Source organism: Paenibacillus plantiphilus (genome assembly GCF_927798095.1).
Classification (GTDB): Bacteria; Bacillota; Bacilli; order Paenibacillales; family Paenibacillaceae; genus Paenibacillus_Z; species Paenibacillus_Z plantiphilus.
Window position 1 is genome coordinate 36,747 of record NZ_CAKMMF010000008.1, and the last position, 17,450, is coordinate 54,196.

6 protein-coding genes are annotated in these 17,450 nt (G+C 48.6%); 5 read left to right on the forward strand and 1 reads right to left on the reverse strand.

The genetic code is table 11. From position 1 onward, the window contains the following. Positions 1 to 137 precede the first annotated feature (137 nt). The 4 genes from L6H65_RS08995 to L6H65_RS09010 all read left to right on the forward strand — a co-directional run bounded on the left by L6H65_RS08995 (position 138) and on the right by L6H65_RS09010 (position 14,449). On the forward strand, positions 138 to 6,833 hold the full coding sequence (locus L6H65_RS08995) for an RCC1 domain-containing protein (protein WP_236340172.1): 6,696 nt from the start codon (positions 138 to 140) through the stop codon (positions 6,831 to 6,833). Between the two features lie 74 nt (positions 6,834 to 6,907). Further along, positions 6,908 to 12,682, forward strand: coding sequence for an RHS repeat domain-containing protein (locus L6H65_RS09000; protein ID WP_236340173.1), 5,775 nt, complete (start codon positions 6,908 to 6,910; stop codon positions 12,680 to 12,682). 26 nt (positions 12,683 to 12,708) lie between these two features. Next, positions 12,709 to 13,629, forward strand: coding sequence for a WG repeat-containing protein (locus tag L6H65_RS09005; protein WP_236340174.1), 921 nt, complete (start codon positions 12,709 to 12,711; stop codon positions 13,627 to 13,629). Between the two features lie 253 nt (positions 13,630 to 13,882). Continuing rightward, positions 13,883 to 14,449, forward strand: a complete 567-nt coding sequence (locus L6H65_RS09010; protein WP_236340175.1) for a hypothetical protein — start codon at positions 13,883 to 13,885, stop codon at positions 14,447 to 14,449. 57 nt (positions 14,450 to 14,506) lie between these two features. On the opposite strand, the gene L6H65_RS09015 is transcribed toward L6H65_RS09010, so the two are convergent. Beyond that, positions 14,507 to 15,967: a DHA2 family efflux MFS transporter permease subunit gene (locus tag L6H65_RS09015; RefSeq protein ID WP_236340176.1), complete on the reverse strand. Its 1,461-nt coding sequence runs from the start codon at positions 15,965 to 15,967 to the stop codon at positions 14,507 to 14,509. A 434-nt stretch (positions 15,968 to 16,401) separates the two neighbouring features. Here L6H65_RS09015 and L6H65_RS09020 point away from each other — a divergent pair, with 434 nt between their 5' ends. Next, on the forward strand, positions 16,402 to 17,448 hold the full coding sequence (locus tag L6H65_RS09020; RefSeq protein ID WP_236340184.1) for an ABC transporter substrate-binding protein: 1,047 nt from the start codon (positions 16,402 to 16,404) through the stop codon (positions 17,446 to 17,448). Positions 17,449 to 17,450 lie beyond the last annotated feature (2 nt).

The window sequence follows — 17,450 nt, forward strand, 5'->3', positions numbered from 1 at the left end:
AAATATCATAAGCTAAATATCCATGATAAAATTTTTCTAAAATTTATAATAAAATCACTCAATTTATCCAATTTTCATATATAATTAATTGAATTTATTGGTAATTGTATTGAAAATGAAAATTGGAGGGTATGAAGTTGAAAATCAAGCGGATTCTGCTCTTGTTTATGATTATTGTTTTATCGTTTCAAACGCTTGCTTATGCGCAGCCTGATCTCTATGTCTACGATGAGAATAACAGACTGACGCATATTGAGTTCGAGAAGGATGGGAAGCAGTACCGGACAAGCTATACGTATGATAATAGCGGGAATATGGTGAATCAAATTACGGAGGAGATTGAAGGAAGCTCAACGTTAATCTCAGTGGGTGACTTTAAGAAAATAAGTGCTGGCCCGAATAATTCATTCGGCATTAAAGACGATGGCACTCTTTGGGGCTGGGGAGACAATCTCTCCGGCCAATTAGGTCTTGGTCCAGAAAGAATGAATGATACCCAAAGGAAGCTTCCAGTGCTGGTTGAAGGTATTCAAGAAGTAGAAGAAGTATCGGCAGGGTTGGAGCACACAATTTCTTTGAAACAGGATGGTACTGTGTGGGCATGGGGAAATAATGATTATGGGCAATTGGGTATCGGTACGCATACTTTGAAAACCTTGCCTGAGCAAGTGACAAGCTTGAGTGGCGTTGCGGCAGTTGCCGCAGGCAACAATTACAGTATTGCTCTGAAATCTGATGGTACTGTCTGGTCATGGGGAGCTAACGACTCAGGTCAGCTTGGCGATGGAACGACGACGAACAGAAGCATTCCTGTACAAGTGTCAGGGATCAGTTCTGTAGTAGCCATATCTGCCGGGGAAACGCATACGATTGCCATAAAGAGTGATGGTACAGTATGGAACTGGGGAGATAATGCCTTTGGTCAAATCGGTAATGGTACGACCATAAATACTAGTATTCCTGTACAGGTATTGGGTATAAGTGATGTTACGAAGATAGCAGCAGGCAATAGTCATAGTATAGCAGTTAAACGCGATGGAACAGTGTGGGCTTGGGGAAATAATGATAATGGTAAGCTTGGCAATGGGACAACTACGGATACTAGCATGCCCGTTCAGGTTAATGGCCTTCATTCAATCCGAACAGTATCTGCAGGTGAAAGTCATAGTGTTGCTGTGAATAGTGATGGGGAAGTGTGGGCATGGGGAGTTAACGGATCTGGTCAACTAGGTGATGGGACAACGATTAATAGGAGTTCTCCTGTACAAGTGTTGGAACTAAGCTCCGTAATCGATATTTCAGTAGGCAGTAATCATAGCATGGTGATTCAAAATGATGGAACAGCATGGACTTGGGGGTCTTATGGTCAAATAGGCGCAGAAACTTCTATCAGTCAAGGCTTACCGATTCGAGTCAAGCAACTAAATTCAGTTATAGCAATATCAGCTGGTCAGGAACATAGTTTGGCGCTACAAGACGATGGAACAGTGTGGGCCTGGGGAAAAAATAATTATAGCCAGCTTGGAGATGGTACGACAATAAATAGCGCCTCCCCTTTACAGGTAAAAGAGCTAAACGAAGTCCGAGCAATATCAGCCGGTTATAATCACAATCTTGTATTGAAAAAGGATGGCACAGTATGGGCATGGGGCTGGAATGGTTATGGACAGTTGGGCGATGGAACGACCGAATATAGGAGGTCACCAGTTCAAGTGCAGGGTCTGAGCTCTATTGTGAAAATATCGGCAGGACAAGATCACAGCATCGTAGTTAAGAGTGACGGGACAGTATGGGCTTGGGGTCTTAATAACTACGGTCAACTAGGTAATGGTACTGAAGCCAACTCAGCCACTCCAGTACAAGTATCCGGATTGAATGGAATTTCGGAAATATCTGCTCGTAGCTACCACAGTACTGCAATAGATAAAAGTGGCGAAGTTTGGACATGGGGAAGAAATTTAAATTATGAGTGGATGGGTGGAGATCTCAGCCGAGCAGTTCCTATTAAGCTAACTAGCTTATATAAAAATGCAGTAGCCTTATCAACAGGAAAAGAACATGGTATCGTGTTGAAGAGTGATGGATCAGTGTGGGAATGGGGATACTCATATAATAATGTTAATAGATTTCCGTTCAAATGGGCTGATTTGAACGACTTTGTAGCAGCTTCTGCAGGGTCATATTTTAGTATCGCAGTAAGAAGCGATGGAACGGTATGGACATGGGGAGTAAATGATTTTGGTCAACTCGGAGATGGAACTATGACTAATAGAAGCCAGCCAGCTCAGATTTCAAATCTGGATTCAGTTATTTCCGTCTCATCAGGAAAAACTCATAGTATAGCGCTTAAAAGTGACGGAACGATATGGGGTTGGGGATCTGATGATTTCGGGCAGCTTGGTAATGGTATTTCAAACAATAAAAAAGTTCCGATTCAACTTGAATCACCAGATTCATTCGTAATGGTTGCGGCAGGTGAATCTCATAGCCTTGGGATTGAGAGCGACGGTACTGTATGGGCATGGGGTGACAATACATACGGACAACTAGGTGACGGTACAACTATACGCAGGGGAGCACCTGTTAAAGTGAATGATTTAAATTCAGTTATTGCAGTTAGTGTGGGAAGTAATTTCAGTGTGGCTCTTAAAAGCGATGGAACCGTTTGGGCTTGGGGGTATAATGGCGGAAATGGATTAGGCGATGGAACTTTTGATAATAAGAGCTCTCCAGTGCATGTGCTGGGAATAGATTCCGTTGTATCGATATCATCAGGAGGCTATCATACGCTTGCCCTTAAAAGAAATGGAACCGTTTGGGGATGGGGGTATAACGGCAGTGAGCAAGTAGGATCTTCAGTGTTAGGTGACTATGCGAGAATTCCTACGCGCGTATTTAGTAATGATGTTGTTGCAATATCAGCAGGATACTCACATAGTCTAGCAGTAAAAAGTGATGGTACGGTATGGGGCTGGGGATCAAATACATTTGGTCAAAGGGGGAGTTATTCCATATATGGACAAGTTTACGGGCTAACATCTGTTATAGGAATCGCAGGAGGTTCTTCTCATAGCTTGGCTCTGAAGAGCGATGGAACAGTATGGTCATGGGGAAATAATAGTGATGGTCAATTGGGAGATGGAACAACAGTCAATAGAAGTTCACCTGTTCAAATTACAGGTTTAAATTCAATATCTGAAATTTCGACCTATGGTAGAAGCAGTATAGCGTTAAAAAACGATGGGACACTCTGGACTTGGGGGCTGAACTCCAGTGGTCAACTGGGTGATGGTACATCTATATCGAAATCATCTCCCATTAAAGTAAAAACATTAGACTCAATTATCACGGCTTCGGCAGGATATAAGCACAGTACTGCTATAAAAAGCGATGGAACGGTATGGATATGGGGTTCTAATCAGGAGCATCGGCTCAACTTTGGGAACATTTTTCGTCAATTGGAAGGCACTTATTTCTCATCACAAAATGTTCATGTAACGCATACTAAAACGGAAACTAATATTTCATTAAGCTGGCTCGTTAGTGAAGTTAATGAAGCTGAAATTGTAGCTTATGAGATCTATCAAGGGTTAGAACGAGTAGCGGAATCAACAGCCAAGCAATTTCAGGTCACCGGTTTGAACCCTGCTACAAGGTACTTATTTCGTGTGAAAGGAAAAAATGCGGCTGGGCAGGTAGTGGCCGAGAGCGGCCTTATTCCGATCAGTACAACACCTGATATAACTAACCCAATGGCACCAACCGGCTTACAGCTCTTAAACAAGTGGGGGACCTATGCCCATCTTGTTTGGAATGCTAGTACTGATAACATTGGTATAGTTGGTTATGAAGTGCTTGTCGATGGTGTAGTCAAAGGGACTTTCACGAACACGAGCGGAATGATCACAGGCCTGGAAGCCAACCGTACATATATTATAGCCGTCCGCGCCTATGATGCAGCCGGAAACCGTTCAAATGCGAGCGCAGCGATCGTGTCTAGATTGCTGCCTGACACAACGATCCCGACTACACCTATCGTGCAGGCGGAGCAGATTACCGAAAGCGGCGTGACCTTGAACTGGCAGCCAGCCAGAGACAATGTAGATGTCGTGGCCTATGAAATCAAGCAGAATCAAACCGTAATAGCGACACAGCTCAAAAACAAAACAAGCTTGGTCGTTACGGATTTGAAGCCGAACACGCTCTACACCTTCGCCGTCACTGCCCTAGACAGGTCGGGCAACCGTTCCGCAGCGGGCACCGTGCAGGTGACAACGATGGTCGACAATACCGCGCCAAGCGTACCGACGGGTATCCAAATTAACAGCTACACCACGGATAGCATCAGCCTCACTTGGAAGGCTTCGACAGATAACACCGTAGTCGCGGGTTATGATATCTATCGGGATGGCGTGCTGGCAGGGTCCAGCCTGCTGCCGACTTATGTCGTCGTCGGGTTGCAGCCGAATGTGACTTACACTTTTACGATCAAGGCAAAAGATGCCGTTGGCCATAGCTCAGCTTTCAGCGAGCCTTTCACGGCCCACATCATCCCAGATACCGAAGCACCGTCCATCCCGAACGAGCTAGAGGCCGACGTGCGGGGCGAACGGGAAGTGACTTTGCGCTGGCAGCCAGCGACAGACAATGTTGGTGTGGTGTCCTACACCATCCTTCGAAACAACGAGGAAGTGGGCACAAGCAGTATCGAGACCTTCACCGATGTGGACTTGCAGTCCGGAACGGCCTACACATACACCGTGCAGGCGAAGGATATGGCAGGCAACCTGTCCCCTGTTAGTCCAGGTGTGACAGTCTCCACACGGGGAGATGCCGTAGCCGACCAGGAAGCGCCGTCCATCCCGCAAAGTTTGGCGGTCGAGAATCGGACGGAGTCAAGCCTTGATCTCGTCTGGCTGCCTTCCACGGACAATGTTAGCGTTAGCAGCTATGAGATTTACGATGGAACAACGCTGCTCGGTACGAGCGCGACAAACCGATTTACCTTCAACCAGATAGACGCAGAAACGGCGTACTCTTTCACCGTTCGGGCGCAAGATGCCGCAGGCAACTGGTCGGCTTCTAGCTCGGCGCTGCATATTGGGGGCGATACGGTGGATACCGAAGCGCCAAGCGCTCCGACGAACCTGACCGCAGCGGTGATAACCGAAACGACCGTTCAATTATCATGGACGGCCTCGACCGACAATATCGGTATAACTGGCTATGACATTTACAACGGAAGCACGGTAGTCGGCAGTGTTAATGGTGCGGCAACGGCCTTTACCGTCACGAACCTGACGGCAGGCACGTCATACACCTTTACCGTCAAAGCCAAAGACGCAGCGGGCAATGTCTCGGCAGCGAGTGAGCCGCTCAGCGTCACAACAACGACCGCACCGAGCAACTCTAATCTGCTACTCAACGGCGGGTTTGAAACCTACACAGGAAGCGGCGGTGTGGCAGACAACTGGACCAAATCCTTTACCACTGGTGTTACGGCAGCCTTTCAGCCGGTGAGTACACCTGTTGCCGAAGGCAGTCAGGCGCAGCAGCTATCCGGCTCTGGTCTGGCGAGCGGAGACAACGTCAAAATCCATCAGATCGCAGCTATTGAGCCAAACTCGCCGTACACAGTCAGCGGCCAATTCAAAGTGGAGAGCCTGACGGCGGCCAAGGTGCAGCTCTATGTCGATTTTCTGGATGCAAGCAACGCCATCGTTGGCACAGCCAGAGCCGAACATTCCGCTGTGACAAGCGGCTACATCACCCTTGAAAAATCCGGCGTTGTCCCGGCGTCGACGGCCAAAGCGAAAGTCTATGCGATCCTTCGAGGAACTGGAGCAGGCGGCACGGGCAGTTTTATCGTGGATGATATGCGTTTCATCCAAGCGGCTCCGTCAGGAGACACTCAAGCTCCAAGCGCTCCGACGAACCTGATCGCCATGGAAACAACCGAATCGACGGTGAATCTGTCCTGGACGACATCGGCCGACAACATCGGCGTGACCGGCTATGACATCTACAATGGCAGCACGCTTACAGGCAGTGTGAATGGCGGGGCAACTACCTTTACCGTTACGAATCTGACAGCAGGCACACCGTACACCTTTACCGTAAAAGCGAAGGATGCGGCAGGAAACATCTCGGCAGTAAGTGATCCACTAAGTGTCACGACAGCGGCTGCGCCGAGCAATCCTAATCTGCTTCTTAACGGCGGGTTTGAAACCTATACAGGAAGCGGCGGTGTGGGGGATAACTGGATCAAATCCTTCACCGCAGGTGTCACGGCATCCTTCCAAATGGTGAGTACACCTGTTGCCGAAGGCGGTCAGGCACAGCAAATAACCGGCTCTGGTCTGGCGAGTGGAGACACCGTTAAGATCCACCAGATCACAGCCATAGAACCGAATTCGCCATACACCGTCAGCGGTCAGTTCATGGTCGGCAGCTTGACGGCGACCAAGGTTCAGCTCTATGTCGATTTCCTGGATGCGGGCAACGCCATTGTAGGAACAGCCAGAGTGGAACAACTGGCTACCACAAGCGGCTACATCACGCTTGAGAAATCCGGCGTGAGCCCGACAACGGCTGTCAAAGCGAAGGTATACGCCATCCTTCGGGGAACTGGAGCAGGCGGCGCAGGCAGCTTCGAAGTAGATGCGATGAGCTTCACGCAGAGTCCCGCTGACCCTCAGACGTTCAGCGCTCCCCACGGGGCGACTGAAGCGAGCGCTATCCTCCATCCTTTCTGGAGAATGCCTGCTGCTTTCAGTAATAAAGAGGCTTCAAATCCCTTCACGGGCTGGTTTCTTGCACCTATCCATAATTAAATGAACAACATCCACGCACATAGAAACGGAGAAAGCAGGAATCAAGCTGCTTTCTCCCATATTGGAGGCTCATTATGTTCAGAAGAGTTGCACTTATCATACTCGCGATCACGCTCCTTGTCCCTTCCTTTGCCGGAGTGGCCGATGCCCAAGGGAAGGCAGTGGGACAGCAGCAGGAAGCAAGCAAACCAGCCCAGCCCGTAGAAGATAGCAAGACCGTGGAAGACAACAAGAAGAAACAAACGACCAAGCAGCAAAAGGAATCCGCGCAGCAGAAGGAATCACGGATGAAAAGCGGGGATGCCTTGCAATCGTTCGAAGATCAGGTAGATCGGAAGGATTTGCTAAAGAAAGAAGACCTGCTGCCTTCCGAACGGTCCAAAGCCATCGAGAAGCTTCCAGCCATCATGAAACAAATCGTGGCTTATTTCTATCCCGAGTGGTTGAACGAACTGCAGAACAGTGAAAAGCTGATCGTCCTAAGCTGGGAGACGAAGGAGGTCAATCTAGCGATTAACTCCCTCACCGCAGCCCAACTCAAGCAGCTCGAAGCGCTTGCGCCCATTGCTATCGAGCACCGGGACTTTCATCAGAATAAGAAGGGGTACAAAGCCAAGCATGCGCCCCTGTACGAGACAACGGAGGAAGAGCGCAGCGAAGCCGAGAAAGCGCCAGCATCGAACAAACCGAAGAGCAAAAGCACAGTCTCTGTCTTATCGACCCCAGCCAATGACAAGTACGTGTACAGTCCCTTTACGAACGAGTACAGCTACCGTGTCAACACCGATCAATTGGTCGACCCGCTCTACCGAACGGCGAATCAGGCGGTCACCGACCTGTCCTTATCTGGGAAGACGGGACTGGCGATCAACCTCGCCCGCTCGTACAACTCGCTGGACAGCAACATACTGGAGCCGCAATACATCAGCCAAAACCTGTTTGGCGGCGAGAACGGAGGCGAAGGCGACCGGGGGAACTTCGGTGAAAAACCGGACCAACCGTATCGGACAGGCTTTATCGCCACAGGCTGGCATTTAAACCTGCCTTATGCTCATGCGGAGCCGATTATCGAAGAAGTGAAAGCGACAACAGTGGCGTGCTCGCCAACGAACAACCCTTGCCAAACAGCGGGCAATGTTAACGTGCAAACGAGTGGCTATCAAACGACCTATGCGAAGGAACTGCTGGAAACCTTTTACCTGAAAGTCGCCTTTACCCTTGACGATGGCAGCAGCATCGAATTCCGCAACGGAGAGCCCTATCGCTACCCGTACAAGGATGCATCCTACACCTTAGATGCAGAAGGAAACTATGTACTAGCCGTTCAGGGCGGTTGGCTCACCTATACCTTCTCGCCTGACGGACGGATTTTGAAAAAAACAAATGCCTTCGGAGAGTCGGTCACCTATACCTACCCCGAGGGAAATCCGAATATCATCATCACGGATTCTTACGGCCGGACCATTACGATATTCCGTACGCGGGACACCTCCCTATCGAGTACCGCTAACAAGTGGGTCGTGACGGGGTTTGAAGTACGCGAGGGTGGCATCGTTACTAAAAAGATACAATACGATGTGACGCGTGCCGCAGCGGACCTCATCATTCGAACCTGGACCGAGAATAACGGAGCCGTTGGCGTTGTTGATAAACATATCGGTTATTGGCAGTTGGACCGAGTGCGGGATGTGACCGCAGGCAATCACACGTTGGAATCGTATACCTATTATCCGGTAGACAGCACGAAAATGGCCGACTTCAACTTCAAGCCAGATGGCGTCACCTACAGCTCCGATGCGCAGGGCGTGCCGGTTACCGGCACCTGTACAGACCCGCTCAAAACCTGCTTCGGAGAAGCATGGAGCTGGGGGGACGGCAAGCTTGCGGAAATGGGCGATGTCGTGCAGCAGAATGGGGAGCGCTACGGAGAAATCGCCTACCTGCTGCTGAACAAAGTGAACACCACCAATGGACTGACGATGAAATTCAACTACCAGAATTACAACGCTAGCTGGGGAATGAATACGAATCTGACCCAGCGCGAGCAGTATAGAGGCACGACAAGGCTGTATCAGGATAAGCACGCCCTACAATATTTCGGCTACCATGCGGTGGAACGGGTCGATTACCTGTATCAACAGGACGGGACGACGAAGCTGCTGTCGGATTACTACACGAACGAGCATCCCGATCATGGCTGGCAGTTTAACGAGTACTGGAAAGTACCTAAGCAAGAGCTACCGCGCCTGAAGACCAGCTCGCGGTTCGGGGACAAGCAGACGCTGCGCAAAGATATCCAGCAGGGAGAATCGACTGAGGCCTCGTATCAGCAGTACCGTATCGAGCCGCATGCAGCCGGATACTTGCTGAAGTTCAGCTGGACGCAGCCATGGAACTATTTGCAGTGGGAAGGAACCGGATCAGGAGCCACCTATACCAACAAAGACCATGTACTAAGCGCATTTGAATACCCGATGGCTGCCGATCCAGCCCTCGAACTCATGCTCTCGCAGCCAAGCAAAGTGTACAGCTATGCGGGGAACGTCACAGACAACCAGAATCCGCCCCTTTACAAGTCGACAGACTGGATTCAGCAGACCAGCTATGACAACTGGGGGCAGCCGCTGACCGTCAAGAATGCGCTGGACACAACGACGACGATGGAATACGGGGGACCTTTCCACCAAGTGAGCCGTCAAACGACACGAAGCGCCGATCAGAAGACGACCGTGAAGACGGAGACGGCGTACTACCCTGCTGGTCACAAGTACCAGTATTTGCCCACCACCGTCACGCAGGTGCAGCAGTATCCGAATCCTGCCAATCCCGTTGAGCAGCAGAGCGAGACGGTCACGAAAGCTTTTACCGCCTATACGGCGGAGCATCAAGTGGCTGCTGTGGAAGAACGGGCACAGGGCAGTGTGAATACGGATAGCAGCACGATGAAAAGCACCTTTGCCTACACGTCCAAGGGACAGCTGGAGCAAGAGACGATATGGGTTCGTTTGAAGGAAAATGAGCAGCCGGCTCCGGTTACGCTGTCGTACCAGTACGATGCAACTGGGCGTTTGCAGCAGGAGACGTATCCAGATTCGGGAAAAGCGGAGTATACGTACGATCATCTTGACCGTATTCGCTCCAGTACGTTTATCCCAGGAGACGGTGTAAGCGCTAATAAAGCTTATTCGATCCAGTATGACGATGCCAAGCGAAAAGTAGCAGTTACGACGCCGGATGGTGAGCTGCTGGAGTCCTTCTATTCGCCGTTTGGGCTTGCGCTGAAACAGCAGCGAACGGTGAACGGAACGACACGAGTCATCATGAAGAACGAAACGAATGATGGTCAGCAGGTGCGGGCGAGCTTGCCTTATGGAGAAAGCACCTTGCAGACCGCGTATACCTACGATTCCAGTGGAAGGCCGAAAACGGCTACGGACAGCATCGGTCAAGTGACAAGCTACGCGTATTCGAACGGTGTCCAAACGGGCAGCGTATTCGAAATGAAAGATACAGTGGAAGTCAGCTATCCCGATGGAAAAACCGAAACGAGTTACTATAATCGATTTGGACAGCTGGAACGCTTGCTGGAGAAAAGCACCTCGCAAACCCGCACCACCACCTTCACCTATTCACCAGCAGGAGAGTTGGCTCGGAAAGATGTCAAGGCGCTGGGCAGCAGCGGCAGTGAACAGACGGAAACGACGCATTACCGCTATGATGCACTCGGAAACCTGACGTATGTGCAGGATGCGGCAGGTCACAAAACCCAGTACGTATATAACCATCAAGGCCAGGTAGTGATGACCTTGGTGAACGGCAAGCTTCAGAGCCAGAAGGGTTACAATGAGCTGGGCTGGCAGTTGACCGGTCTGGACGGAGACGGCAAAAAGGAAACATTCGCCTATAACAGCAACGGTTTATTGACATCCACAGTGGACCGGAACGGGCAGACGAAGGCATTTACGTATACGCCGTATATGGAGCCGAGCCGTGTCTCCGTATCCGATGCAACGGGAGAGATCTATTGGCAGGAAAATGACTATGCGCCAACGACGCGGTTACTCACGCAAACCCGCACCAGTGAGAACGAAACGTTAACCTACGGGTACGATGAATGGAATCGTCCTCGCACGAAACAAGTGGCTGGTCGGACGTATACATTTCGATACGATGCCTATGATCGATTGAAGGGAATCCAGTTCCCGGATCAGAAGGAGCAGGTGTATACGTATGATCCACTGAGCCGGATCGAGTCGGTGCAATACCCCGGCATGAATACGGTGAACTACACGTATACGAAGGGGGCAGACAGCAATGGCTACACCGTGGCATACAGCAGCGCCTTGAAGCAAACCTTTAATCGCAATGCGTTTGGCGAAATCAAGCGTACCGAGCATACGAACAACGGCGCTGCCAGCAAGGTAGAGACGTTTGCCCATGACGGGTTCTCCAACATCACCACGCTAACAGAGACGACGGGAGCGGCAACGAAGCAATCCAGTTTCCGCTACGATCCACTGAACCGGATTCAGAAGGAAGTGACGCCTGAGGGAACAAGCGAGTACGGCTATGACGGGAAGGGCAACCGAGTCACGAATGCGACGACGCAGCCATCGCATTTGCCGATGGGAGAACGGAAGCTGACGTACAATGCGATGGATATGCTGAGCAGCTTCGAGCAAACGGGAACCTCGACCGGGACGGTAGAAGCCTCGTATACGTATTACGGCGACGGTCTTCGGGCGACGAAGACGGTGAACGGGACGCTGACACGCTATGTATATGTGAACGGTCGCGTGATTGAGGAGCTCGATGGCAGCGGCAATGTGAAGGCGCGGAACATCTGGGGGAACGAGCTGCTGTGGCGGCAGGACAATGCGTCGCAAAAGTCTGGTTATTATTGGTATAATGGACACGGAGATGTGGTACAGATCACGGACGCCAGCGGAACCGAGATCAACCGTTATGCGTACGACATATGGGGCAATGTGACCGAGAAGAGCGAGGGGATGAGCAATCCGTTCCGCTACACCGGAGAGATACAGGATGACGAGTCGGGGTACATCTACTTGCGTGCTCGATATTACGACCCTTCAATGGGACGGTTTATTAATGAGGATTCGTATGAGGGGGAATTGACGAATCCGCTGAGTCAGAATTTTTATACGTATGTATATAACAACCCGCTTCGTTATATAGACCCTAGCGGACATATGGGATATGAGAAGCTTAATGAGCTTTCAGAAGAACTAAATACAGGAAAAACCAATCTAATTAAGGCTGCAAGGAAAGTACTGAACTCAGTAGGAGAGAATATAAGTCTTGGCTTTCACCAAGTTGCTCAACTACTATTGGCTGCGCAATTGTACGAAGAAACAGGGAAACATGCAACTTTGGAATATAAAATAGGAAGCTATAGGGCTGATGTTGTACTTGATGGGCAAGTGTGGGAGATTAAGCCGTTTGGTCAGGATCCGTTCCCTCAACTGACACTTTATCAGAAGGAGGGGAATTTAAAAGGCGGTAAAATTGTTGGTAAACAACAAGTTCAAAAAAATGGGACTCCTTATGGTATAGTAGCAAGAGATGAGACTATAGATAGATTTGGTAAAGCCGAGTTCAAAATGAGTGTTTACTCATACTCGGGTGGTGATGTTAAGTATTCGGTGTATTATGATGATGAAAATAAAAAAAGAAAATCCTTTAAGAATATTGTCCAAGCGGCATCTTTTTATAAGGAAGTAAGAAAAACTCTACCATCTTTACCTACGCCAAATTTTACTCCTGGACCTGGAGGAATAGCTAGAGTACCCGGAGTAATAATAAAAATTATACAAGCAGCAATCTAACTAGTATTATTGACGAGGTGAGAAGTATGTTTCCGATACATGAGAATGGAACCTGGGGATATATTGACCAACGAGGAAATGTAGTTGTATCCCCACAGTTTGATAATGCTTACTACGGTAGCGAGGGGTTATTTGGAGTTAAGAAAAATGATAAAGAAGGTTTTTTATCAATTGAAAATAGTAATATTCCTATAAAATATGATGCTGCAGGAGAGTTTAACGAAGGTCTTTGTCCAATTAAGATCGATAATCTTTGGGGAGCCATTAATAAGAGGGATGAAGTTATTATTTCACCGATTTATCAACGTGTTTGGCATTTTTCAGAAGGATGGGTGCAGGCTAAAACAATCGAAAATGTCATTCAGTTCTTGGATGCAGAAGGGGTTGTGCAGCTTCAGTACACTGATGTCAGTGTGGGCCATTTTTCACACGGATTAGCTTTTTTTACGGATAAAAAGACTGAACGTAATGGTTATATTAATAAAGAAGGAGAATTGGTTATCTCCTCATCATTATTTAGTTCAGGTTATCAGTTCACCGAGGGGCTGGCCCCTGCTTGGCATTATTCCGCCGACAAACAGTGCGTCATTAACACAAGCGGTGACATTGTCATCGAACCTGTTTATGACTCGATTGGTTTTTTTTCGGAGGGTCTATGTACCTTTGAACGAAATGGAAAGACAGGGTATATCAATAAAACGGGTGATGTAGTCATTCCACCGCTTTTTGACTATGCTTCAAAATTTCACGAAGGAACAGCCTACGTTGTTGTGAAAGAACAGTATGGGATCATTAACAAACTTGGTGAGTATATTATTGAGCCGAAATATACAGGAACCGATACCCAATCCTCTAAACAGAAGTTAATTAGATTTCAATTGGGGGAAAAGTACATTTATGTGGATCGACATACAGGAGATGAAATTTATCAGTTCGACTACGTATAGTTGTTTTTTTACTGATAATACCGGGCTAATTGAATATGAAGCAGTGAATTAATCTTATAATATTTGATATTGATAGACTGAAACGTGATGAATTCATTTCTCAACTTTATTAAATTAACGTGATTGAGACTTTGACCTTGAGGTATCTATCTCTCAAGGTCTTTTTCTGATCTCTGCTCAGTGATGGACAAATTAGGGCGATACTTATACTCAAGAAAGTCGTGTAATGTTCCAGAAAGGGGATCAAATAAACATGGAGAAGACAAGTCCCTACAAAAAACTAAAAGTGATCTATCTTCTATTATTCGCGCTGCTTCTATTCATTGATGCAGCTCTTATTCTAATGAGCAATAATAACTATTACATCATACCCTTGGAGTCGGGGGGTTACTTTTATTTAAGTGTGGTGAATATAACCTTTATCTTTCTGCTTATCTTTCTTCTCAGAATACCCCGTCAACTGATATTTATGGGAGCTGTAATTTTAATTGCTCCTCTTATGTTCGCGGTTGGGGCGGCTTATTTTTATTTTGAGCTTGCTCAATCCGATTACGAGTTCATGGATTCTCCCAACAAACAAGAAACATTAATAGTAAAAAGTCGAGTGGCATCGTTAAGAGGCGATCACATGTATAGTTTTTATAAGAGAGTCGATTCACTAGGCTTGTTAATGAGAAGAATCGAGGGACAAGATTTTAAAATTATGACTTCATATGATGAAGAGTTAGCCCCCAATGAGATTGGGGAACCCATATGGCTGAATGAATCGACAGTTAAGTTTAATACGAAAGACGGCGAGAAAATAGTTGAATTGCAGTAGCAATATATCCGGTCAGTCTCACGATAATGCTATCCCCCAACTCCCCGCGGAAAAATATTAAGAAGACGAAGTCAAACCCCTTCTCAGCAGCAATGCCAAGGGTAGCCCTACAACGGCAAAGGCAGCTGCGAACAGAAAAGCATCATCAATACTGAGTGTATAGGCTGTCGAATGAATCCATTGCACGCTCTCGGATTCTGTCGATTGCTGCAAAGTCGCGGTATGCGAATCCATTCGCGCGTAGAAGATGGAGGTGAACAGACCGAGCGCTAATGCGCCGAATATTTGGCGAAGCCAGTTAATCAATGCCGAAGCGTGGCTGTAGAACTCAGCGGGAACAGCCCGCATCCCTGCATTCATAGCAGGGGTCAAGGATAGACCGATGCCTATATACCTGACCGCCATCCACAAGGCTACATAGCCATGGCTCGTGTCGAGCTCCAGGAAGCTGAATTTCCACGAGGCCAGCACAACGAGAGAAGCCCCTGCCAGAACTAGCCGAAGCGGGCCGATCCGATCATACCAATAGCCGGATAAGAGAGTAGCCGCGCCAAGCGTCAACGAAGGAAGCAGCAGCAGCAAGCCGACATGAAACGGGGACATCCCGTGTATTTCCTGCAAATATAGCGGTATGAAATAGATGCCGGAGTATAGGGCTACGATTAGGACCGCAGACACAGAGATGCTTGCCGTGAAGATGCGATTGCGAAAAAGCCGAAGCTGCAGCAGCGGCTCTTTGATACGCAGTTCATGTCGAATAAACAGGAACAGCGCTCCGATACCGAAAGCCAGCAAACAGGCTGACCGCCACGAAGTCCACCCCCAGTCATGGACTTTCCCCAAGAAGAATAGTAAGGCAAGACTTCCGATTACTGCGTATGCCAATCCCAGACTATCCATGCGGCGTGCGGCGTTGGAACGGTAATAAGGAATGATTCTCCAGCCCATGAACAAGGTGAACAGGCAGACGGGGATAAGCACTAGAAACATCCAATGCCAGTTATGCTCCATCAGCCAGCCGCTAATCGTAGGGGCAAGAGCAGGTCCCAATATGGTGGAAGCCGACCATAAGCTAATGGCCATCGTCCGTTTGGCTGCCGGAATCACCTGAAAAATAATGGTCAGCGTAACAGGCTGAATCAAGCCGCAGAACAGACCTTGAAGCATTCGGAAGAGGATCAGACTGTAAATGTTCCATGCAGCAGCGCACAGAATCGAGCTGATCAACAAGCTGGCAATCGAGAACAAGAACAAGTTTTTGTTGCTGTAACGATCGCCGAGATAGCCAGCAACTGGCGTAATGACGCCGGTCGTTAGCGTGAAGCCTGTCATTAGCCATTGCACGGTCGCCAGATCGGAATCGAATATCCGCATGAAGGCCGGCAGTCCGACGTTCATCGAGCAGATGTTGTAAATGGAAATGAAGGACCCCAGAATCAAGATCGCTAATAGAGGCCAGGCGCTGGCCTCCGCAGCATCTTTGGTGGCGCGCATCGTATTCGCAGTCAGTGAGATCACCCCTTGATGAGCATGCAAAAAGAGACATAGCTATGTCATCATTGACAATGTCATGTCTCCAGTAGACCGGTCGATTATTAATTCCAATTGGTGCAATTGGATAACTGTGGATTTTATCATAGCACACTTATTTGAGGTGTCAACCTCAATATATCCCTTCATTAATGCGCAATTTTGGAACGAAAGCAAGGCTGTACACTCGGGAAAAAGAGGGACAAAGCCATGAAAAAAACTGTTGACATGACCTTCCTGTAAAGGTAGGATGTTCATTAAATCAAAGTAAGTCGATAGGAATTATAAAAATAAACCGACCGGACTTCCGGAGAGACGATCATCGTAGAGATGCATGCGTCTTTTTTTATACCCTTTTCGGCCCAGCAGCCGGGATTATCTATCCCGCATCCAATACATGAACACTCGGGAGGTCGTCAATTATGAAGAAATCAGCTTCATTGCTATTAAGCGCAGCGGCAGCACTTATTCTCACTACATCCATCCTTCTGACAGGATGCGGCAATAAAGAAGCATCAGGAGCAGGCTCAGCCAGTAAAGATGGGCTGGAGGTAACGGAGCTGCGTTATCAAGGCGGCGTCGGAACGGTAACTTATCCAGAGCTGGCGGAAGATCTGGGGTATTTGGCGCCCTTGAAGCTTAATTTTATCGGCACGACTATAAGTGGACCACAGGATATCCAATCGGTTGTGACGGGCGATACGGATTTCGGCGGGGCGTTCAATGGGGCCATCGTCAAGCTGCTGGCAGCCAAGGCGCCGATTACACCAGTTATTTCTTATTACGGCGTTGATGAGAATACGTGGAATGGCTACTACGTGCTGGAGGGCAGCCCCATCAAGTCTGCCAGAGATCTGATCGGCAAGAAAATAGCGGTGAATACGCTGGGCGCTCATCATGAGTTTGTTATCAAAGAATATTTGCACCGTGCCGGATTGACGGCTGATGAGATCAAGCAGGTAACCCTGGTGGTCGTACCGCCGATTACCGGCGAGCAGACGCTTCGAGCCAATCAGGTGGATGTGGCGACACTCGGCGGCGTGCTTCGCGATAAGGCATTGGAACGGGGCGGCATTAAACCGCTGTTCACGGACAAGGATCTGTTCGGCATATTTAGCGCAGGCAGCTATGTGCTGAAGAATGAATTCATCGAGGATAATCCCAATGCGGCGCGCAAATTTGTGGAAGCGACGGCCAAAGCGATCGAATGGGCGCGGACAACGCCTCGTGATGAGGTTGTGGCCCGCTTCGAGAAAATCATCGCAGAGCGCGGACGGAAAGAGGACGCCAGCAACATTAAGTACTGGAAAAGTACAGGGATCGCGGGCAAGGGCGGCTTGATCAATGACAAGGAGTTCGACACCTGGGTGAACTGGCTGGTGAAAGAGGAGACCATCACGAAAGGCGAGCTGGACGGCAAGAAGCTGTTTACGAATGAGTTCAACCCATTTCTGAATGAAAAGAAATAATC

Excerpts from the sequence above, each read along its gene's own strand:
- L6H65_RS09000 (WP_236340173.1), top strand. The coding sequence starts at position 6,908 with ATGTTCAGAAGAGTTGCACTTATCATACTCGCGATCACGCTCCTTGTC.
- L6H65_RS09010 (WP_236340175.1), top strand. The coding sequence starts at position 13,883 with ATGGAGAAGACAAGTCCCTACAAAAAACTAAAAGTGATCTATCTTCTA.
- L6H65_RS09020 (WP_236340184.1), top strand. The coding sequence starts at position 16,402 with ATGAAGAAATCAGCTTCATTGCTATTAAGCGCAGCGGCAGCACTTATT.
- L6H65_RS09005 (WP_236340174.1), top strand. The coding sequence starts at position 12,709 with ATGTTTCCGATACATGAGAATGGAACCTGGGGATATATTGACCAACGA.